The sequence below is a fragment of the Cellulomonas sp. ATA003 genome (assembly GCF_031582905.1).
Lineage (GTDB): Bacteria > Actinomycetota > Actinomycetes > Actinomycetales > Cellulomonadaceae > Pengzhenrongella.
In genome coordinates this window covers 3201213-3221761 of record NZ_CP133990.1, presented here as the reverse complement: position 1 = coordinate 3221761, position 20549 = coordinate 3201213, and the positions used below count along the sequence as shown (strand labels likewise).

Annotated in this window: 15 protein-coding genes and 3 pseudogenes; 6 read left to right on the top strand and 12 right to left on the bottom strand. The window is 74.3% G+C overall.

What is annotated here, in order from left to right; all coding sequences use genetic code 11:
• The first annotated feature begins 32 nt into the window (after nt 1–32).
• On the top strand, nt 33–515 hold the full coding sequence (locus tag REH70_RS16015; RefSeq protein ID WP_310748788.1) for a hypothetical protein: 483 nt from the start codon (nt 33–35) through the stop codon (nt 513–515).
• 4 nt (nt 516–519) lie between these two features.
• On the opposite strand, the gene REH70_RS16010 is transcribed toward REH70_RS16015, so the two are convergent.
• Complete coding sequence (locus REH70_RS16010; RefSeq protein ID WP_310748785.1) at nt 520–999, bottom strand: VOC family protein; 480 nt, start codon at nt 997–999, stop codon at nt 520–522.
• Between the two features lie 233 nt (nt 1000–1232).
• Between REH70_RS16010 and REH70_RS16005 the strand changes: the two genes are divergently transcribed.
• Complete coding sequence (locus tag REH70_RS16005) at nt 1233–2318, top strand: NosD domain-containing protein (protein WP_310748783.1); 1086 nt, start codon at nt 1233–1235, stop codon at nt 2316–2318.
• 57 nt (nt 2319–2375) lie between these two features.
• Here the strand turns inward: REH70_RS16005 and REH70_RS16000 are convergent, their stop codons facing one another.
• On the bottom strand, nt 2376–2765 hold the full coding sequence (locus REH70_RS16000) for a YchJ family metal-binding protein (protein WP_310748781.1): 390 nt from the start codon (nt 2763–2765) through the stop codon (nt 2376–2378).
• An 82-nt stretch (nt 2766–2847) separates the two neighbouring features.
• Complete coding sequence (locus REH70_RS15995; RefSeq protein ID WP_310748780.1) at nt 2848–4476, bottom strand: DUF222 domain-containing protein; 1629 nt, start codon at nt 4474–4476, stop codon at nt 2848–2850.
• Between the two features lie 998 nt (nt 4477–5474).
• Here REH70_RS15995 and REH70_RS15985 point away from each other — a divergent pair.
• The 3 genes from REH70_RS15985 (at nt 5475) to REH70_RS15975 (ending at nt 6920) form a co-directional block, all read left to right on the top strand.
• Nucleotides 5475–5609 carry a hypothetical protein gene (locus tag REH70_RS15985; protein WP_310754476.1) on the top strand — a complete coding sequence of 45 codons (135 nt, stop codon included), beginning with the start codon at nt 5475–5477 and terminating at the stop codon, nt 5607–5609.
• A 184-nt stretch (nt 5610–5793) separates the two neighbouring features.
• Entirely contained in the window at nt 5794–6042 is a 249-nt protein-coding gene (locus REH70_RS15980; RefSeq protein WP_310754474.1) for a hypothetical protein, read from the top strand.
• Between the two features lie 188 nt (nt 6043–6230).
• Nucleotides 6231–6920 (top strand): 4'-phosphopantetheinyl transferase superfamily protein, encoded by a 690-nt coding sequence (locus tag REH70_RS15975; protein WP_310748778.1) that lies wholly within the window; start codon nt 6231–6233, stop codon nt 6918–6920.
• On the opposite strand, the gene REH70_RS15970 is transcribed toward REH70_RS15975, so the two are convergent.
• The 9 genes and pseudogenes from REH70_RS15970 to REH70_RS15925 form a co-directional block, all read right to left on the bottom strand.
• On the bottom strand, nt 6821–7195 hold the full coding sequence (locus REH70_RS15970; protein WP_310748776.1) for a hypothetical protein: 375 nt from the start codon (nt 7193–7195) through the stop codon (nt 6821–6823). The two genes, REH70_RS15975 and REH70_RS15970, sit on opposite strands and share 100 nt — an antisense overlap.
• Nucleotides 7174–8283, bottom strand: a complete 1110-nt coding sequence (locus REH70_RS15965) for a M1 family metallopeptidase (RefSeq protein WP_310748774.1) — start codon at nt 8281–8283, stop codon at nt 7174–7176. The genes REH70_RS15970 and REH70_RS15965 overlap by 22 nt, the downstream gene beginning before the upstream one ends.
• Nucleotides 8280–12475 (bottom strand): annotated as a pseudogene (locus tag REH70_RS20820) (Pls/PosA family non-ribosomal peptide synthetase). Before REH70_RS20820 ends, REH70_RS15965 begins: the two are co-directional and overlap by 4 nt.
• A 598-nt stretch (nt 12476–13073) precedes the next feature.
• Nucleotides 13074–13361 (bottom strand): ABC transporter permease, encoded by a 288-nt coding sequence (locus REH70_RS15950; protein WP_310754354.1) that lies wholly within the window; start codon nt 13359–13361, stop codon nt 13074–13076.
• A 128-nt stretch (nt 13362–13489) separates the two neighbouring features.
• A pseudogene (locus tag REH70_RS15945) lies at nt 13490–13837 on the bottom strand (ABC transporter permease); the annotation flags it as partial.
• Nucleotides 13838–13893: 56 nt separating this feature from the next.
• Nucleotides 13894–14703, bottom strand: a complete 810-nt coding sequence (locus REH70_RS15940; RefSeq protein WP_310748770.1) for an ATP-binding cassette domain-containing protein — start codon at nt 14701–14703, stop codon at nt 13894–13896.
• A 27-nt stretch (nt 14704–14730) separates the two neighbouring features.
• A complete protein-coding gene (locus REH70_RS15935) occupies nt 14731–15573 on the bottom strand; it encodes a DUF4097 family beta strand repeat-containing protein (RefSeq protein ID WP_310748767.1) in 843 nt (280 codons plus the stop codon).
• Between the two features lie 951 nt (nt 15574–16524).
• A pseudogene (locus tag REH70_RS15930) lies at nt 16525–17458 on the bottom strand (aldo/keto reductase family oxidoreductase).
• A 1-nt stretch (nt 17459) separates the two neighbouring features.
• Nucleotides 17460–18320 (bottom strand): aldo/keto reductase, encoded by an 861-nt coding sequence (locus tag REH70_RS15925; RefSeq protein ID WP_310748765.1) that lies wholly within the window; start codon nt 18318–18320, stop codon nt 17460–17462.
• Between the two features lie 211 nt (nt 18321–18531).
• On the opposite strand from REH70_RS15925, the gene REH70_RS15920 reads away from it, so the two are divergent.
• Nucleotides 18532–20424 carry an alkaline phosphatase gene (locus REH70_RS15920; protein WP_310748763.1) on the top strand — a complete coding sequence of 631 codons (1893 nt, stop codon included), beginning with the start codon at nt 18532–18534 and terminating at the stop codon, nt 20422–20424.
• Nucleotides 20425–20549 lie beyond the last annotated feature (125 nt).

The following is a 20549-nucleotide window of genomic DNA, read 5'->3' as shown; positions in this document are numbered from 1 at the left end:
GTCCCAGCCGCCCGCCGGGGCAGGGAGGGGTCATGGCGCAGCACCGCATCCTCATCGTGGCGAATCGGACGCTCGGTGGGGACCAGCTCGTCGACGCGGCACGGGAGCGTGTGAAGGCCGGCGCGGACGCCGTCTGGATCGTCGTACCGGCCGCGCCACCGCCGGAGGATGCGGCGGCGTACTCGTGGGTGACGGAGCAGGGATTGATGCCGCCGGCCGGTGGCGGCGACCGGCCGGCCTTACCCGACGCGTACAGGCTGGCCGAGACGAAGCTCGAGCAGGCGCGAGATCAGTTCCGTCCACTCGGGGTCCCGGTGGACGGGGAGGTGGGCGACGAGGACCCGTTCCGTGCGATCGGCGACGCACTCACCGCGCACCCGTGCGAGGAGGTGCTGCTCTCCACGCTGCCGCGTGCGGTGTCGCACTGGCTGCGCCTCGACCTGCCCAGCCGGGTGCAGCGCAAGTACGGCGTCCCGGTCACCACGGTCCCCGCCCCGGCCAGGCAGCGCACCTGACCGGTCACCGCCCGGCGTACGCCGCCTCCAGCGGCTCGATCTCGAGCTTGGTCATCCCCAGCATGACGGCGCACGCGCGAGCGACGCCGTCGTGGTCGGGGCCGGACATGATCTCGTCCAGTCGTCGGGGGACGACCTGCCACGACAGCCCGAACCGGTCGGTGAGCCAACCGCACGGGCCGTGCTTGCCGCCGTCGGCCGCAAGCGCCTCCCAGTAGTGGTCGACCTCCGCCTGGTCCGCGCAGCTGAGGTACATGGAGAACGCCTCGTCGAGGGTCAGGGCGGGGCCGGCGTTGAGGGCGATGACCGGCATCCCGTCGAGCGTGAACTCGACGATGAACGGGGCGCCCGCGGAGACGTCCGGGATGCCGGGCGGCGCGGGGATGACGCGCGTGACGGACGAGTTCGGCACGACGGAGGCGTAGAACTCCGCGGCCTCCTCGGCGCGCTCGTGGAACCACAGGTGCGGACGGACGATGCCCATGATGGTGGCCTCTCGCAGGGTCGGGTTGCGGTCGGAGGGATAGACCGTCGGCGCCCCTCGGAGTCATCGGGCACCTGCTCGCGCGCTCGCGGGCGACCCCGCTGCTCCTCCTCCTGCTCTCGCCGGCTCCTCCTCCTCGTGGTCGGGCGGGTGAAGACGGCGGGTGGTCGGCGGGATCACACTGACCGGACCGGTGCGCGGCCGGCGCCGGCCGGACCTGTCAGGGGGACACCATGCGAGCTCGCTCCGTGCTGCTGTGCGCCGTCGTCGGCGCGTTCACCGTCGTCGCTCCGGTGGGTGCTGCGACCGCAGCCGCACCTGCCGCACAGGCGGTGGCGGGGTGCGGCGACGTCGTCGACGGCGAGGCCTACCTGGCCGCCGACCTGACGTGCGAGGCCGACGTCGGCCTCACCCTGCGCGACGGCGCGGACCTCGACCTGCGCGGTCACGCCCTGGTCGGCAGGGGCTCGGGTGACGCGGTGCGGTATCAGGGCGATGCGACGGTGCGGAACGGCACGGTGACCGGGTGGGGGACCGGGCTCGCGCCGGGGGTGGTGGACGAGCTGGAGCGTCCGCTCACCGTGCAGGTCCGGTCCGTGCGGTTCGTCGAGAACGGCACGGGCGTCGTCGCCGCCTCCGGGTTCTTCGGGCAGCCGGCGCAGGTCGACGTCGTCGCCTCGAGGTTCGAGCGCAACCGCACGGGCTTGAGCGGCAACTTCGGCAGCGGCTTCGACGTGCGCGGATCACGCTTCGTGGAGAACGGCGAGGCAGCGAGCGTCATCACCGCGGGCATCACGGTGACCGGCTCTCAGTTCGACGGCAACGGGCTGGCGCTGAGCTGCGACGAGTCCGGCTGCCTGCTGGAGGGCAACGTGCTGCGGGACAACGCCCTCGGCGTGCGGGCGTGGGTCTTCGGTGCCGACCTGACCAGGAACGTCGTGACCGGCGGCGACGTCGGCTTCGAGGCGGTCGGCGCGTGGGGCGGCAGCACGCTGCGCGGCAACGTGTTCCGGGACGTCGGCACGGCGGTGCGGCTGTCGTCGGCGACGGCGACGCTGGTGGACAACGTCTTCACCGGCAACGGCGTCGGCTTCACGGCCGAGGGTGACGACCCGTTCTTCACGGCGGCGCTGGAGGGCAACCGGTTCGTCCGGAACGGCGACGGCATCGTGGGTGTGGGCGTCCCGACGACGCTGCAGGGCAACGTCGCGGTCGCGAACCGCGGCTGGGGCATCCACGCGCCCGGGGCGACGGACCTCGGTGGCAACGTCGCGCGGGCGAACGGCACCGATCCGCAGTGTGTAGGGGTCGCCTGCTGAGGTGGTGCGGGTGGTGCTGCATGACGGCGGCGACGTCCAGGGAGTGTGGGAGTGTGCTCAGGACGGCGCAGCGAGCGGCCCGACGTACAGCCACCGCCCGTCCTCGCGGACGAAGCGACTCACCTCGTGCTGCGATCCGCGGGCGCCGTCGACCCGGTGGTGGGCCCGGAACTCGACGGTGCCCGTGGTGTCGAACGGGCCACCGGCCCGGACGTCCAGCACGTCGAGCCGGGTCCACCGGACCGCCGGGTCGAGGTCCAGGTCGGCGGGCCGGGTCGTGGGATGCCAGGTGCGCAGCAGGTAGTCGGCGTCGCCGACGGCGAAAGCGGAGTAGCGGGACCGCATGAGCTGGACCGCCGTCGGTGCGTGCACGGTGCCGTCGTGCAGCGGTCCGCAGCAGTCGTCGTACGTCTCGCCGCTGAGGCACGGGCACCGGGTCGTCGCCATGGGGCCAGTATCGGGGCCGGCGGTGGGTGTCGGTCCCGCCGGGGTCGGAGAACCGACCCCGGACACCCTCCGGAGCCGGATGTCAGCCTGACTCCTCTGCATCGGGTGGGTCGGTTTCGTCCCGTGGGTCCATTCCGTTCAGCGAGTCCATGGTGCTGCGGATCGGGTTGCCCAGTCGGTCGGTGAAGCGCCAGGTGTGGGTGTCGCGGGTGATGGTGATGTTCATGCGGTGGATGAGGTCGTGGTGGTGCCAGCACAGGAGTATTCCGTTGGTGACGCTGGTGGTGCCGTGGTCGCGGGCCCATTGATCGACGTGGTGGGTTTCGCAGAGCACGGGTGGCGCGGTGCAGCCGGGGTATGCGCAGTGTTTGTCGCGGGCGATGATCGCGGCGCGCATGTGCGGGGTGAAGAGTCGTTTCTCGCGGCCGACGTCCAATATCTGTGAGTCGGCCGAGAAAACGAACCGGGTGAATCCGCCGTCGCACATGAGCCGGTTCAGTGCGGCCCGGGGGACGGGGGTGCCGTCGTGGTACTGGGGGATGCTGATCGGTGAGGCGCCGCTGATCGCGGCTGCGGTGAACAGGTCGTCAGACCCGGGCTGGTGGACGGCCGCCTCGGCCTCCTCGGCCGCTTCGGTGGCCTCAGCTCCCTCGACGTGGCCGGCCTGCTCGGGTTGCTCGGTCTGCTCGCCGTGTGCGCTCAGCTGGGCGGGGGCCTCACCACCGGCCGGCGCCACGACGCCGTCCGTGCCGTCCGTGCCGTCCGTGCCGTCCGTGGTGTCAGTGGTGGACATCTCGGTTCCGGGGCCGGCGCTGCCTTTCGCCTGGCCGCCGTCCGCGCTGGCTCTCGTTGCGTCGGTCGCGGCTGTCGCCGAGGCTGCGTGTGCGGCTGTTTGGGCGTCGGTGATGACGCTGTAGGGGATCAGGACGCTGACGTGGGGGCGCACTCCGCCGCGGGTGCCGGTCAGGCCGCGGTCGAGGACGACGCGGGCGAGGTCGCCGAGCGCTTGGGCGCGCCGCTTGGCGGGGGTCCGTTCGTCACCGACCGCGGGCACGGGAGTCACCGCCTCGAGGGCGGCCTTGAGGTACTGGCCGTTGTCGATGGTGAGCAGCCCGGCCAGGTGGTACCCGTCCGACGTCCGCGACATCGTGAAGTGCTCCCGGTCCGCCGCCTCGCGGTACCCGCGGTCATCGGCGTCGGGATCGGCAGCGGCAGCCCACCGGCGGGTGAGGATCCGCAACGAGTCCACGGGCCACACCTTCGCCTGCCCGACCAGGAACGCCTCATTGCACTCGTTCCCAGGGTCGGCGAGCACCTCGCACCGCAGCGGGGTGGTGAGGGCGATGGTCCCGATCACCTGGACCTGCTCGTGGGTGATCGACCCGGCCACGCCAGCCGCCGCAGTCGCCGGCAAGTGATCCCGCAGCGCCCGACCCAGGCGCACCTGGGCGTGCGCGGTGCGCACCGAGACCCGGTGGCGGGCGGCGACCCACCTCGGGAACGACCGTGCCCCACCCAGGGCCCACAGCCCGTCGGCCTCGACCACCGGCAGCATCCGCGCACCGACGACCCCCAGGCGGCTGACCACCGACGCCGCCGCAGCAGCGATCACCGCGGCCTGAGCCCCGTCCAGGCCGGTGGTGTCCACCCCGGCCACCGCGTCGGTCGCGGACAGCAACGCACCCACCGCCGCGGCGACGTCGGGCGGCAACACGGAAAGGTCAGGTGAGGACCCGCGCGCGTTTCGGGAGGTGGCGGGCGTGACGTCGTCGGAATCCACCGCATCCACCTCCTCTGCCTACACTTCGCGTCGCTTCGACCTGTATTGTTCGACTGCCTTCATCCCATGGTAGGGCGACCCACTGACAAGCCCGGCGAATCACCCGGGAATTGTGGACGGGCTCGCGCTTCATGCGACTGGTGTCGGCCGCGGCGCGCGCCGGGCGGCCTGGGGAAAACGCCTGTTGAGGCTTTCGGCAGCCGACATCAACGTGCGTATGGAAACGACGCCACCGGACATGCGCAATCGCGTGACGTCCCCTTGGTGTTCTCCAGCCACTGCGCGAGCAAGCGTGATGAGCGATGAGGTCCGGGCGATGAGCGACCAGCGACCAGCGGGACGGCGTGGACGCCGACCGAGAAGGCGTGAGCCCTCGCGCGATCCGCGCGAGGGGCCGGGAGAAGGCGCGTCCAGCACCGCTGAGTTCGCCCCCGCCGCCCGGTCCACCGTCGTATGAGCCTGACCACCTGTCACGTGTCCATCTCGCTCGACGGCTACCTCGCCGGCCCCGACCAGAGCCGCGACGACCCGATAGGCCGCGGCGGAGGCCTCCTGCACCAGTGGTTGCGGCGCGCCGACGAGCCGGGGCACGAGGCCGACGCCGCGGCTCGCAGCCACCTCTCGACCCCGCGCGGCGCGTACGTCATGGGGCGCAACATGTTCGGACCCATCCGCGGCCCGTGGGACGACGACTGGCGTGGCTGGTGGGGTGACGAGCCGCCGTACCACGCACCGGTCTTCGTCCTCACCCATCACGCCCGCGACTCGATCGCGATGGCGGGCGGGACGACGTTCCACTTCGTCACGGACGGCATCAGGCCGGCGCTCGAGCGCGCTCACGCCGTCGCCGCAGGCCGCTACGTCGCCGTGGCCGGGGGTGCGTCGACCGTGCGGCAGGCGCTCGCGCTCGGTGCCCTGGGGACGAGCTCGTGCTCGACATCGTGCCGGTCCTCCTCGGTGCGGGCGAGCGACTGCTCGACGACGTGCCCGACCCCGGTCTCGAGCCGGTCGAGGTCATCCACTCGTCGCTCGCGACCCACGTCCGGTACCGCGTCGGGCGTTGAGCGGGGCGACGCCGGACCACGCGACGGCGCCGGATCACGGGGCGGCGTCGGATCGTGCGACGACGCTCGCGCCAGGTGTGCGCGGTCGCGGGTCCTGCCTCATCGCGCGGCGGCCGCGACACGGTCGCCCTTTCCCCGGTCCGGACCCCGGTGCCGCACGCCATCCGTGCGGGAGGATCACCGCATGGTGGAGCCGGTGGTCGTGGAGGTGTGGGTCGCGCCCGCCGACACCGCCGTACCCGCTTGGGCTCCGGAGGTCCTGGACCCCGCGGAGCTGGACCGCGCGACGGCGATGCCGGACCACACGGCGAACGGTTTCCTCCTCGGCCGGCTCCTCCTGCGCACAGTGCTGGCCGATCGACTCGGGTGCGCCCCGCACGACGTCGTCCTCCGCGCGGACTGCCCGCGGTGCGGGGGCCGCACGGGCGGGTGACGGTCGGGCCGCCAGAGACCGTGGGCGGCCCCACGCCGGTCGTCGAGCCCTTGCCCGCCGGGCTCTCACCCGCCGGACTCTCGCCCACTGAGTCGTCGCCCGCCGGGTCGGCCACTGATCCGTCCCCCACCGAGTCTTCATCGACCGAGACCTCACCTGCCGGCGTGTTCGTCGAGCCCCTCCGGGCAGTGCCTTCCATCGCGGGACATCTCCGCGCACCCCGTGGCGAGATCCACGTCAGCGTCACCCGCTCGTCCCCGGTCATCGCGGTCGCCCTGAGCACGGGCGGCCCGGTCGGCATCGACGCGGAGTCACGCCGTGCCGTCGCCGCCGCGCCGCTCGCCGACGTCGTCCTGTCCCCGCGCGAGCTCGAGCGCGCTGGTCACCTCGCTGGCGACCGCGCCGGCCACCTCACCGTCGACCGCGTCGTGCGTCTCACCGGTCGCCTCACCGGTCGCCTGACCGGTCGCTTTGCCCGTCACCATGCCGGTCACGCCGCCGACCCGCCGCCGCAGCTGACGGCGCGCGCCTGGGTGCGCAAGGAGGCTGCCCTCAAGGCGCTCGGCACGGGGCTCACCGTCGACCCGTCGTCCGTCGAGATCGGGCGCCCGTCGCGCCGGGCCCGGGGTGTCGACGCCGTCGTCGCTGACCGGGTCGCGCTCGCCGACCTACGGCTGGGCCGGGGCCTGGTGGGCGCGGTCGCCGTCGGCGACCCCGACCTCGTGCATCCCGACGCGACCTCACACCCCGGCCAGCATCCCCGTCTCGTCGTCCGCCGCTACGACGGCGCGGCAGCGCTGTGCGCCCGCCCGGCCTCCGCCCGCCCGGCCTCCGCCCGCTCGACCTCCGCCCGCTCGACCTCCGCCCGCCCGACCTGACCCGGGAAGCCGCGACCATCGGGCGGCGCCGCGCCGCCGTCCGGCAGGTCGGGAAGCGCCGGCTCGTCGAGCCACGCCGTGAGCAGGTCGGCGACCCGGATGACGAGGGCGTCACCGCCGGCCGTCGCGTGCTCCGCGGCCAGAGCGCGGAAGTCCGCCGTCGTGACGGTCCCGCCACCGTGACGTGCCGTCCACGTCCGCACGAGCGTCGCGTACTCGTCGTCACCGACGGTCAGCCGCAGCGCGTGCAGGGTCAGGGCGCCGCGCTTGTACACGCGGTCGTCGAAGAGGTCGTCGACGCCGGGGTCCGCGAGGACGAGGTCCTGGCCGAGGCCGGCGAGTCGCGCATGGTGCTCGCGCGCCAGGGCGTCGGCGCTCGGACCCCCGACGCCTCCGACCACAGCCACTCCGCGTAGCAGGCGAACCCCTCGTTGAGCCAGATGTGCTGCCACGTCACCACCGACACGCTGTTGCCGAACCACTGGTGCGCGAGCTCGTGGGGGATGAGGCGGTCGTCCGCGTCGGACCGCAGGTGGTTGGACCCGAAGACCGCCATGCCCTGTGCCTCGACGGGGATCTCCAGCGCATCGGGCGTGAAGACGAGCGTGTACTCGTCGAGGGGGTACGGCCCGAACAGCTCGGTGAACAGCCGCATGATCTCGGCGTGCCGGGCCAACCGGGTGCGCGCCAGTGCCGACTGCCCCTCCGGCACGAGCGCCCGCTGCAGCACCGGCTCCGTCGCGAGCACGACCTCCGTGTACCGCCCGATCTGCACCGTCGCGAGGTAGGCCGGTGTGGGGTGGTGCTCCTCGAAGACCGACGTCGTCGTGCCGCCCCGGGAGCTCTGCCGCGTCAGGGTTCCGTGCGCGTGCGCCCGGTACGGGTGCTCGACGGTGATCGACGTGCGGTACGTCGACGCGTCACCGGGCCGGTCGTTGCACGGGAACCACGACGACGCCCCGGTCGGCTGGCTCGCGACGATGACGCCGTCCTCGAGCTCCTCCCAGCCGACCTCGCCGAAGGGGCTGTCGACGGGCTGCGGCGCACCCGCGTAGCCGACCGTCACCTCGACGACCGAGTCGGTCGGGAGCGTCTCGGTCAGCTTGACCGTCAACCGTCCGGCGCGGTGGCGGTAGCGGGCGACGGTCGCCCCGGTGACGGCCACGGTCCGGACGGTGAGGTCGGCGAGGTCGAGCTCGAGGGCCTTGACCGGCTCGAGCGTGCGCACCCGCAGCCGAGCGGTCGCGTCGAGGCGGTTGCGCCGCACCCGGTAGTCCAGCTCGAGGTCGTAGTGCTCGACGTGCAGCGTCGCGGTGCCGTGGCCGAGGGCGTAGCGGTCGCCCGCCTCGGCGGAGCTGCTCACGTGGCAGCCCCCATCCGTCCGGCCTCGACACGCCCGGTCCCGGTCCGTCCAGCGCCGGTCCGCCCAGCCCCGGTCCGCCCAGTCTCGGTCCGCCCAGCCCCGGTCCGGCCAGTCCCGGTGCGCCACGGTGCGATGGGGTTGCCGACCCACCGCGAGCCGGCCGGGACGCGCTCGCCGCGCAGCACGAGGGACGCCGGGCCGACCGTCGCGCCGTCGTCCAGCACGGCGGCGGGGAGGATGACGCCGTGCGGGCCGAGCGTGGCGCCGTCGCGCAGGGTGACGCTGTCCAGGCTCATCACGCGGTCGTGGAACAGGTGCGTCTGGACGACGCACCCCGGGCCGACCGTCGCGCCGTCACCGAGCCGGACCAGGTCCGCCTCGGGCAGCCAGTACGTCTGGCACCAGACCCCGCGGCCGATGCGAGCGCCCAGTCCTCGCAGCCACCACACCAGCGCGACACTACCGGCGACGGCGTCGGCGAACAGCGGGGCGGCGAGCACCTCGGTGAAGGTGTCGGCCAGCTCGCTGCGCCACACCACCGGACTCCACAGCGGGTGCTCACCGGCGCGGAACCGTCCCACGAGCGCCCACTTCGCGGCGACGGTCACGACGGCGGCGACCACACCGGTGGCGAGCAGCACCACACCACCGACGACGGCAGCCAGGCCCCACCCGCCCGTCACGACGAGCCACTGGAGCACCAGGGCGGTCCCGACGAGGAGCGCACCGTGGACGAGCACCGGCACCACCCGGCACACCTCGACGGCCCCGCGTGCCCAGCGCAGCGCCGGGGTTGAGGCGTAGGTGCGGGCGCCGTCGTCCACCGCGGCGGCCCGCGCCAGCAGGACCGGCGGACTGCCGATGTAGCTGGACCCGGCGCGCGTCCGGTTCGGGGTCGCGGACAGCACCGCGACCAGCCCGTTCTTGGGGACCGTGCGCCCGGGGGCGGTCATGCCGGAGTTGCCGAGGAACGCCCGGCGCCCGACCTTCGCCGACGCGACGCGCATCCACCCACCGCCGAGCTCGTACGCGGCGACCATGGTGTCGTCCGCGAGGAAGGCGCCGTCCTTGATCCGCATCATCGTGGGCAGCCCGACGACCGTGGAGATCTCCGTCCCCTGACCCACCTGGGCGCCGAGCAGCCGCAGCCACGCCGGCGTCGCGAGCGAGGAGTACAGCGGGAAGAGGCCGGTGCGGGCGGCGTCCATGAGGCGCTCGACCGCCCACGCGCGCACACCCACCCCCGACCGCACCGGGTGGTACCCCTCGTGCAGCCCGTGCGACAGCGCGCGGACGCCGACGAGGACCGCGAGCGCGTAGGTGGCGTAGGCCGCGGGCACCGCGACGGGGGTGGCGAGGAGCGCGGGGCCGACGGCGGCGCCGAGCGACGCCGTCGGGGCCACCGCGACGCCGAGGACGGCGAGGGCCGGCAGCGCCGCCAGGACCGGCACGGAGCCGACGGCGACCCCGGCGAGCCCGTAGCGCACGGACCACGTCCAGCCGGGCGCCGGAGCGCGCGTCCCGGACGCCGGCCCGTCCGACGACGACGCCGCGCCCCGCGTCGCGTCCGGCGCAGCGTCCGTCGACGACGCCGCGCCCGACGACGACGCCGCGCCCGACGACGACGCGGCCCCCGGGCGGTGCGCCGGCCACGGGTGCCGGGCCTCGTGCAGCCGGGTCGCGGGGAGCCGGACCAGTACTCGTCGCGACCCGTGACGCCGTGCACGGCGGACCCGGCGGCGACGTCCGTCCCGGACCGCACCCGCGCACCGGGCAGCAGGATGCTGCGCGCCCCCACCGTGGCGCCCGCCCCCACGCTGACCCAGCCGATGTGGACGACGTCGCCGTCGACCCAGTGACCGGTCAGGTCGACCTCGGGCTCGACGGCGCAGCCGTCGCCGAGCGTGAGGAAGCCGGTCACGGGCGGCACCGAGTGGAGGTCGACGTCGCGGCCCACGTCGGCGCCGAGCGCGCGGGCGTACAGCGTCACCCACGGAGCGCTCGTCGGCGTGACGGCGCCGAACCCGTCCACGAGGCGCTCGGCCGCCCACAGCCGCAGGTGGACCGACCCGCCGCGCGGGTACGTGCCCGGACGCACCCCGGCCAGCAACGCCCGGGCACCCAGTGCGCACACCCCGAGCCGACCGAGCGGGCTCACGGTGAGTACCCAGCCCGCGGCGAGCCACCACCACGCGACCGGCGCCGCCCAGGCGACGTCCCACACCGCCGCGAGCACGGCGTTCACCGCGGCGAGGACGGTCAGCCACCGCAGCGCGACCAGGCCCCGCAGGGGCAGCAGGGCCAGCAGCTGGGCGACCTGGCTCCCGACGGGCACCGGTGCGGCGGAGCCGCGGGTGGTCCCTGTGCTCCCCGACGAGCCCGCCGCGTCGGCGTCCAGGTCCTCGACGCCGGGCCACCGATCGGCGAGGTACGCCGCGAGGTCGCCGACCTCGGGGTGGTCGTACACCTCGGCGACGGTGACCTCGGGGTAGCGCGTCCGCAGCGCGGAGACGAGCTGCGCCGCGGTCAGCGAGCTCCCGCCGTGCGAGAAGAAGTCGTCGTCCTCGCGCTGCGGGTGGGTGCCGATGACGGCGGCCCACTGCGCGCCGACCCACGCGGCCAGGCCCACGAGCGCCGTCGAGCCCTGCCCGCCGATGTCCGGCAGCGGCCACGGCAGCGCGTCGCGGTCGACCTTCCCGGACGTCCGGGTCGGGAGGTCGTCGACGACGGCGAGCAGCGGGACCATCGAGCCGGGCAGCGTCTCGCGCAGCGAGTCCAGCAGCCGGTGGGTGTCCAGCGTGTGCCCCGGCGCCGCGACGAGGTAGCCGACGAGCACCGTGCCGCCCGCCGCCGTGCGGCGAACCGCGGACGCCGCCCCGGCGACGCCGGGCAGCGCCTGCAGCGCCGTGTCGACCTCGGCGAGCTCGATGCGGTGGCCGTTGACCTTGACCTGGTCGTCCGCGCGGCCGACGAACATCAGGCCCTCGGGACCACGGACGACGAGGTCGCCGGTCCGGTACGCGCGGTCCCAACCGAGCGCGGGCGACGGGCCGAACCGCGCGGCGTCGAGCGCCGGGTCGAGGTAGCGCGCCACGCCCACGCCCCCGATGACGAGCTCGCCGACGGCGCCGTCGGGCACCTCGTGGCCGTCCGGCCCCACGACGGCGAGGTCCCACCCGGCCAGCGGCAGCCCGATCCGCACCGGCTCGTCCGGCGCGAGCAGTGCCGCGCAGGCCACGACGGTCGCCTCGGTGGGGCCGTAGGTGTTCCACAGCTCCCGGCCCGGCGCCCACAGCCGGGTCGCGAGCTCGGGCGGGACCGCCTCCCCGCCGAAGATGAGCAGCCGGACGGCGACGAGCGCGTCCACCGGCCAGAGCCCGGCCAGCGTGGGGACGGTGGACACCACGGTGATCTCGCGGTCCACCAGCCACGGGCCGAGCTCGCTGCCCGTCCGCACGAGGGCCCGGGGTGCCGGCACGAGCGTCGCGCCGTGGCGCCACGCCAGCCACATCTCCTCGCACGAGGCGTCGAACGCGACCGACAGGCCCGCGAGCACCCGGTCACCAGGTCCGAGGGGTGCGTCGCGCAGGAACAGCGCCGCCTCGGCGTCGACGAACGCGGCGGCGCTGCGGTGGGTGACCGCGACGCCCTTCGGTCGCCCGGTCGAGCCCGACGTGAAGATGACCCACGCGTCGTCGTCCGGATGGGGTGGGCGGGGCGGGTGCGGCGGGCGGGCCGGTGCCGCGTGCGACGACGCCGTCCCCGAGGCCCGGGCGATCGGGGTGCCGTCGGGCCGCACGGGCTCCGGGCCGTCGCCCAGCGCCACCGTCACGCCGGCGTCGGCGAACACCCGGTGGGCGCGCTCGTCCGGGTCGTCCGCGTCGACCGGGACGTAGGCCGCACCGGCGTGCAGCACGGCCAGCACCGACACGTACAGCCCGACCGTCCCGGAGGCGGCCCGCACCCCGACGCGGTCACCCGGGCCGACGCCCACGTCGGTCAGGTGCTGCGCGCGCAGGTGCACGGCCTCGGCGAGCGCGGCGTAGCTGAGGACCTCGTCGCCGTCGTCGACGGCCGGGACGTCCGGGTGCCGGGCGACGGTCGCCGCGAAGACGTCGACGAGCGTCCGCGGTGGGGCGGCGAGCTCGCCGGCGCGCAACGGCCGGTCCGCGGGGGTGCCGGGCAGGGTCACGGCGACGGTGGCGTGCTGTCGGCGTGCGTCATGTCACTCCTCGGTGTCCGGGTCCCGCGGCCTCCCGGTGACCGTAGCCGCCCGCGAGAGGACGACCGGCGAGGCGGCGCCGGTGCCTGCGCCACGCCGCCGACCGTTCATCCGGGGTTCCGCCGGTCGACATCCGGCGCTCCTGCCGTCCGGGACGACGACACCGCCGCGACGAAGGAAGGACGTGCGCCCCACCCCCAGACCGGCGTCGCCGCGCGCCCGCACACCGCCACCCGCCCGCTGTCCGCGGGCCTGGCCCTCGGCCTCGCCCTCGTGAGGGCGGCGCGGACACGGCGCGGGCCGCCGTCGTCGCGGACCTCCCGCGGCACTCGGCCGACGACGCACCGTTCCGGCTCACGCCGCTCGGCTCGTACAGGTCCGGCGTGTTGACGAGTCGGCGGCCGAGATCGTCGCCTTCCACGCCGGCACCGCCCGGCTGTTCGTGGTCGACGCCGCCGCGGCGACCGTCGACGTGCCCGACGCCGGCGACGTCACCGCGCACGGCTGAGGCGCAGCCCCCGCGGCCGGGGCCACACCGCGACACCACCCGCGGTGGAGGGCTCGGAGCTCAGCGACGCTCGCGGCGGTACAGGGACCGGGACCAGGCGTAGCCGAGTACGCCGACCAGCACGCACCAGGCCAGTGCCAGGAGCGTCGTCGTGCCGGTGGCCGGGGTGCCGGTGAGCAGTGCGCGCGTCGTCTCGATGATCGGCGTGAGCGGCTGGTACTCGGCGAACCAGCGCACGGCGGCCGGCATGGTCTCCACCGGCACGAACCCGCTGCCGAGGAACGGCAGCGCGGTGAGCAGCATCGGCGTGTTCGACGCCGTCTCGACCGACTTCGCGGCCAGCCCCATCGCCACGCACAGCCACCCGAACGCGAAGGTGGCCAGCGCGAACAGGCCACCCAGCGCCGACCAGCCCAGTGCCCCGGGGTCGGCCGGTAGCCGAGCGCCACCGCCACGGCGAGCACCACCACCACGGCGACCAGCCCCTGGACGACCGTGCCGAGCACCGGCCCGCCCAGCACCGAGCCGGCGGAGACGGACATCGTCTTGAACCGGGCCATGATCCCGCCGGTCGCGTCCATCGCGGCGGTGATCGCGACGCTCTGAGCCGCGCCGATGACGCCGAAGAGCAGGATGGCGGGGGTGATGTAGTCCAGGTACGCCGCACGGCCGGCGACGCCGGGTTCCGCGCCGGGGGCCACGCCCGCGCCGATTGCCCCACCGAAGACGAAGACGAAGAGCAGCAGCAGGACGATCGGGATGGCGATCGTGAAGCTGGTCAGACCCGGGTAGCGCGCGGCGCGCAGCAGGTTCCGGCGCAGCATGGTCAGGGTGTCGGCGACCGGTCGCGGTCCGGCGGTGCGGGAGACGGTCACGGTGGTCACGAGGCCACCTCCTCGGTGTCGGTCGTGGTGACGGGTGACGCCGTGGCGGTGGCCGTGGCGGTGGTCGGAGCCGTGGAGGGCTCGGTGAGCCGCAGGAAGACGTCGTCGAGCGAGCTGGCGTCGTGCGTGGCCTTGAGCTCGGCCGGGGTGCCCTCGGCGACGATGCGACCGCCGTCGAGCACCGCGACGCGGTCGGCGAGCCGGTCGGCCTCCTCGAGGTACTGCGTGGTGAGGAGGATCGTGGTGCCGGCCGCGACGAGGGCGCGCACCTCGTCCCACAGGGTGCGGCGGCTGCGCGGGTCCAGGCCGGTGGTGGGCTCGTCGAGGAAGACGACGGCGGGGTCCCCGACGAGCGTCATCGCCAGGTCGAGCTTGCGGCGCATGCCGCCCGAGCACGTGGACACCGGCTTGCGGGCCGCGTCGGTGAGGCCGAACTGTGCCAGCAGCGCGTCGACGCGCTGGCGCCCCTGGCGGCGGCCGAGGTGGTGCAGCGACGCCATCAGGCGCAGGTTCTCGACGCCGGTGAGCAGGTCGTCCCCGGCGGACACCTGGCCGGTGACGCCGATGGCGGTGCGGACCGCCGCCGGCTGGCCGACGACGTCGTACCCGGCGACGCGGGCGGTGCCGCCGTCCGGCCGGAGCAGGGTCGACAGGATGCCCACGGTGGTGGTCTTGCCGGCGCCGTTGGGCCCGAGCAGGGCGGTCACGGTGCCGGCCCGGACGGCGAGGTCGACGCCGTCGAGCACGGTGCGGTCGCCGTAGGACTTGCGCAAGCCGCGCACGTCGACGGCGAGGTCACTGGACATGGTGCTTCCTCCTTCTGGTGGTAGCGCTCAGGGGCGGCGGACGATGACGTCGCCGTAGCCGGTGCTGGCGTGGATCTCGGCGGTGGCCTCGTCGTCGACGGGCCCCTCGGTGGGGGTGAGCTGGTTGCGCACGGTGCCGTGCTCCGACACGACGTCGAGGAAGGCCGCGGTTCCCGTGGGCACGCCCACCTCGATGGAGCCGGAGCCCGTGCTGAGCACGACGCTGCCGGACTCGATCCGGTCCACGCGGATGCCGGCGTGGGCCGACCGGGCGGTCAGGGTGCCGTGCACGCGTCCCACCGCGATGTCGGCGTGCACCCCGACGACCTCGAGCGACCCGGTGAGAGCTCCGACGGTGGTGGTGCCGTTGCTGGCCCGGATCGTGCCGTCGCCCGCGAGCTCGGTGATCCGCACCGCGCCGGCGCCCGCCTTGAGGGTCACGGGCCCGGTGACCCGACCCAGGGTGATGGACCCGGCCGACACCTTGAGGTCGACGCGGGTGGCCTCCTCGATCCGTGCCTCGCCAGCGTTGAGGGAGAGCGCGACGGCGCCGAGCCTGCCCTCCGCGTACAGCGACCCGGCCTTGCCGCTGAGGTCCGAACCGGCGGGCAGCTCGATGGTGACGATCGCGCCGCCCGAGGCGAAGGGCAGGACGTACTGCTTCCAGGCCGACGGGTAGACGATGCTGACGGCGTCGCCGTCCCGGGCGACGCGGGTCTCCTCCGCGGCGCGCACGGACCCCGACCTGGCCGGGTCGGCGGGCAGAACGGTGACGACGACGTCATCGCGCTGCCCGGCGACGACGTGCAGGTTGCCGAACGGCACGTCCACGAGGACCGGGACGGGGCTGGGGGCGGAGAACGAGGGCATGGGGACTCCAGGGCGGGAGGGGGAGACGACGGCTGGTGGGCGCCGGACGGTGCGTGCGGTGCGCCGATGACGGGCGGCGTGTGCGGGCCGGCGGTGGCGGTCCGGCGGTCGGGGGGCCGCCGGTAGCGGTGCGTCAGTGACGGTCCCGCGGTGACGGTGCGTCGGTGACGGTGTGCGGGTGGTGGTCCGGCGCTGGGGACCTGACGGCGTGGATGGGGTCGGGTGAGGACGGCGACGGGTGGCGCGGTCAGCGCACCCAGCCGGTGACGCGCGTGCCCCGCTGTGCGCCGCGGGTCGGCGGCGGTGCGGGGAGGCGGACTGCTCGACCGCGGCGGCGACCGCGCGGACGAGCCAGGTGTTGACCGAGACGCCGCCGCGGGCGGCGGCGACCTCGACCTGCGCCTTGAGGTGGTCGGGCAGGCGCAGGGTCGTGCGGGTGGTGCTCCCCTCGGTGTCGGCGGGGAGATCGGGTCACCGCTCGGTGGAGCGGATGCCGAGGTGGTCGCGACGGGAGCGATCGGCGCGGCGGACGGCGCGACGACGAACTCCGGGTCGCCGCCCCGCAGGCGCACGTCGACGGACCCGGGCGCGAGCTCGGCGGAGATCTCGCCGGCCGCGGCGGAGAGCGCCTCGAGCAGGACGAGGCGCACGGCGGCGTCGAGCGGCGCTGTCAGTCGCTCGGCGAGCTGCCGGGCGTCCTCCCCGCCCGCGTCGGCGGCGGTGACCAGGCGGTGCTGGAGGTCGTCGACGTAGCGGGAGAGGTCCATGACGCCACAATGACACCACTTGTGGTGTCAACGCAATGCCAACCTTTGAGCTGTGGTGTCGCGGTGTCGGTGCCGGGTGCTGCATCGTCGCCCCCGGTACGCCGAAGGGGCGCACTCCGGTGAGTGCGCCCCCTTCAGGCTGTGGCGTCGCAAGGCACGGCACGGGTGCTTCGCGGCGACGGCGTCAGGGCACCTTGTACCCCGCCGCGCGGAACAGCTCGTACCACTCCGCCCGCGTCAGCGGCAGGTCCGAGCCCTGTGCCGCCCCGGCGACGCGCTCGGGCGTCGTCGTGCCCAGGACGACCTGCATGTCGGCCGGGTGCCGGGTGATCCACGCCGTCGCGATCGCGATCGCCGGCACGTCGTACTGGCCGGCCAGCCGGTCGATCACCGCGTTGAGCTCCGCGTAGTCGGGGTTGCCGAGGAACGGGCCGGTGAAGAACCCGGCCTGGAACGGCGACCACGCCTGGACGGTGATGTCGTGCAGGCGGCAGTAGTCGAGCAGTCCGCCGCCGTCGAGGACGAGCGACTGGTCGAGGGTGGCCATGTTCGCCGCGACGCCCTGCGCGACGAGCGGCGCGTGGGTGATCGACAGCTGGAGCTGGTTGGCGACCAGTGGCTGACGGACCGACCGCTTGAGCAGCTCGATCTGCGCCGGCGTGTGGTTGGAGACGCCGAATGCGCGCACCTTGCCGGCGGCCTCGAAGCTCGTCGAAGGCCCGGGCGACCTCGTCGGGCTCGACCAGTGCGTCCGGGCGGTGCAGCAGCAGCACGTCGATGCGGTCGGTCCCGAGCGCCTCCAGCGAGGCGTTCGCCGACTCGACGATGTGCTCGTAGGAGAAGTCGAAGTACGGGCCGTCGCCGACGATCCCGCACTTGGTCTGGATGGTCCACGTGTCGCGCTCGGCCGGTGTCAGACGCATCGCCTCGGCCCAGCGGCGCTCGCAGCCGTGCAGGGTGTCGCCGTAGACGTCGGCGTGATCGACCATGTCGATGCCGGCGTCGCGGGCGGTGCTCACCAGGGTGCGGACCTCGTCGTCGGACTTGCCGTCGATCCGCATGAGGCCGAGCACGACGTTCGAGACGGTGAGGTCGTCCGCGAGGGTGACGTGGCGCATCTCAGGCCTCCGACAGGGAGGCGACCTCGTCGGCCGTCAGCTCGAGGTCCGCCGCGCGGGCGGAGTCCTGGATGCTGGTCGGCCGCGACGCCCCGGGGATCGGGATGACGACGGGGGCGAGCGCGAGTTCCCACGCGATGGTCACCTGGTAGACGCTCACGCCGTGCGCGTCGGCGACGCGCCCGAACGCCCCATGACGAGTGGCCAGCTCCCCGGCGTTCGAGATGCCGCCCAGCGGTGACCACGGCAGGAAGGCGATCCCCAGCTCGGCGCAGTGCTCGAGCTCGCCGAGGCTGGACCGGAACGCGGGCGAGAACTGGTTCTGCACCGACACGAGCCGACCGCCGAGGACCTGCTGCGCCTCGTCGATCTGCGAGACCGACGCGTTGGAGATCCCGGCCATCTGGATCACACCCTCGTCGAGGAGCTCGGCGATCGCGCCGACGGACTCGGCGTAGGGAACCTCGGGGTCGGGGCGGTGGAACTGGTAGAGGCCGATCGCGTCGACGCCGAGCCGCTGGGCCGACGCCTTCGCCGCCTGCTTGAGGTACTCGGGGCGGCCGTCCTTGGTCCACGAGCCGTCGCCGGGGCGCAGGTGCCCGCCCTTCGTCGCGACGAGGACCTCGGACGTGTCCCCGCCGTACGTCGCGAGCGCCTGCGCGATGAGCGACTCGTTGTGACCGACCTCGCCGGCGTCGCGGTGGTAGGAGTCCGCGGTGTCGATGAGCGTGACCCCGGCGTCGAGGGCGGCGTGGATCGTGGCGATCGACCGCTCGGCGTCCGGGCGGCCTTCGATCGACATGGGCATCCCGCCGAGACCGATGGCGGAGACGGTGCGGTTGCCCAGCGTGCGCTGCTGCATGTGGTTCCTCATGTTGTGGTGGATCGACAGTAGGCAGCGCCCGACGGCGGCGCGCGGTGAGGCCGACGACGACGCCCCGCACCGCCACTCGAGTCGTCGCCCCGACGTCGCCGACCGTCCACCTTCCCGTCGAACCCCTCCCTAGCGTCGCCCGTGCCCGATCCGGGCATCTCGCCGCAGAAGGGAACACCCAGTGCTCGACCGCACCTGCATGTACCGCCGAGTCCTCGCGGGCACGGCGGCCGTCGCGACCCTCGTCGTGGGCGCCACGGTCGCCCCGGCGTCCGCCGCGACCGACGGAGCCCTCGGCCCGAAGAACGTCATCGTCCTCATCGGGGACGGCATGGGCTTCCACCACATCGCGAGCACGAACCTCTACGAGACCGGGCAGAGCGATCACCTGGTCGAGATCGACCCGGCGGACGGCACCGTCCACCGCATGCCCGGCGAGCCGGTCCAGGTCTTCGAGACCTGGGAGCGCCGCGCGATGACGACGTTCTCCGAGGGTGGCGAGTACGACCCCGAGGCCGCGTGGGCCGACTTCACCTGGGTCGCGAGCGGCGCGACCGACTCCGGCGCGGCCGGGACGGCGATGGCCACGGGGAGCAAGACGAACAACGGCGCCATCGGCGTCGACTCCGACGGTCGGGCGCTGGAGAACGTCTCCGAGCGCGCGATCGACCTGGGCAAGGCCGCCGGCGTCGTCTCGTCGGTGCCGTTCAGCCACGCCACGCCGGCCGGCTACGTCGCGCACAACCCGGACCGCAACGACTACCACGGCGTCGCCGCGGAGATGGTCGGGTCCGACATGACCGTCGTCATGGGCGCGGGCCACCCGTCCTTCGACGACTCGCACCAGGCGCTGGCCACCCCGGCGTTCGACTACATCGACGAGCGCGCCTTCTCGGCGCTCGCGGACGGTCAGACGCCGTTCACCTTCGTCGAGGAGCGCACCGACTTCGAGGCGCTCGCGACGGCGGACGACACCCCGGAGCGCGTCTTCGGCCTCGCGCAGGTCGGGTCCACGCTGCAGCAGGCCCGCGCCTCGGAGGGTGACGAGCCGGCGCCCTACACCGCCCCGCTCAACGACGTGCCCACGCTCGAGACGATGACGCGCGGCGCGCTCAACGTGCTGGACGCCGACGAGGACGGCTTCTTCCTCATGGTCGAGGGTGGCGCGATCGACTGGACCGGTCACGCGAACGACACGGTCCGCAACATCGAGGAGACCCAGGACTTCAACGCCTCGGTCGAGGCGGCGGTCGAGTGGGTCCAGACCCACTCGTCGTGGGACGAGACCCTCGTCGTCGTGACGGCGGACCACGAGACCGGCTACCTCGGCGGCGTGAACTCCGACCCGTCGTTCACCGCGCTGTACGGCCAGGCCGGGCAGACCCCGACGGTCGAGTGGTACTCCGGCAGCCACACCAACCAGGTCGTCCCGGTGTTCGCCCAGGGCCACGGCGTGGACGCGCTCTTCTCGCGGGTCCGCGGCACGGACCCCGTGCGCGGCGACTACATCGACAACACCGACCTCGCGAACGTGCTGCTCGCGGACCTGTGGTCCGTCCCGGCCGAGGCCGAGGGCGGCGTGCCCGTCGAGGCGGTCGTCCCGACCTTCGGTGCTCCCCAGCCCGGCCAGCCCGGCGAGCCCGGTGAGCCCAGCGAGCCCGGTGAGCCCGGCACCGAGGTGCCCGGTGCGCTGACCCTGTCCGTCGCCGACGGCGCCGTCGTCCTGGGCGACGCCCGCAACGCCGGTGACCGCCTCCGCCTGACCGGCGACCTGCCGACCGTGTCGGTCACCGACACCCGGACCGACGCGTCCGGCTGGTCCGTCTCCGGTCAGGCGACCGACCTCGTGCAGGACGACGCCGTCATCCGCGCCGCGCACCTGGGCTGGACCCCGGGCCTGGTGGCGCCCGCCGACGGCGTCACGGCGGGGAGCGCGTGCGCTCCGCGCTGTCCGACGGCGCCGGCCTCGCCGTCCCGGCGACGCTCGCCCGCGCGCAGGGCGCGGGGCGCTTCGGCACCACCGCGGTCGACGCGGACCTCGAGCTCGAGGTCCCCGTCACCACGGAGGCGGGCACCTACACCGGGACCGTGAGCGTCTCGCTCTTCCCGGTGGACTGAGCCACACACCCCAGCCGCCGAGTGCGACGTCCCGCACCCTTCCCGTCGCGGAAGAGGTGCGGAACGTCGCACTCGACGTGCTCGTTCCCCTCGTCACGC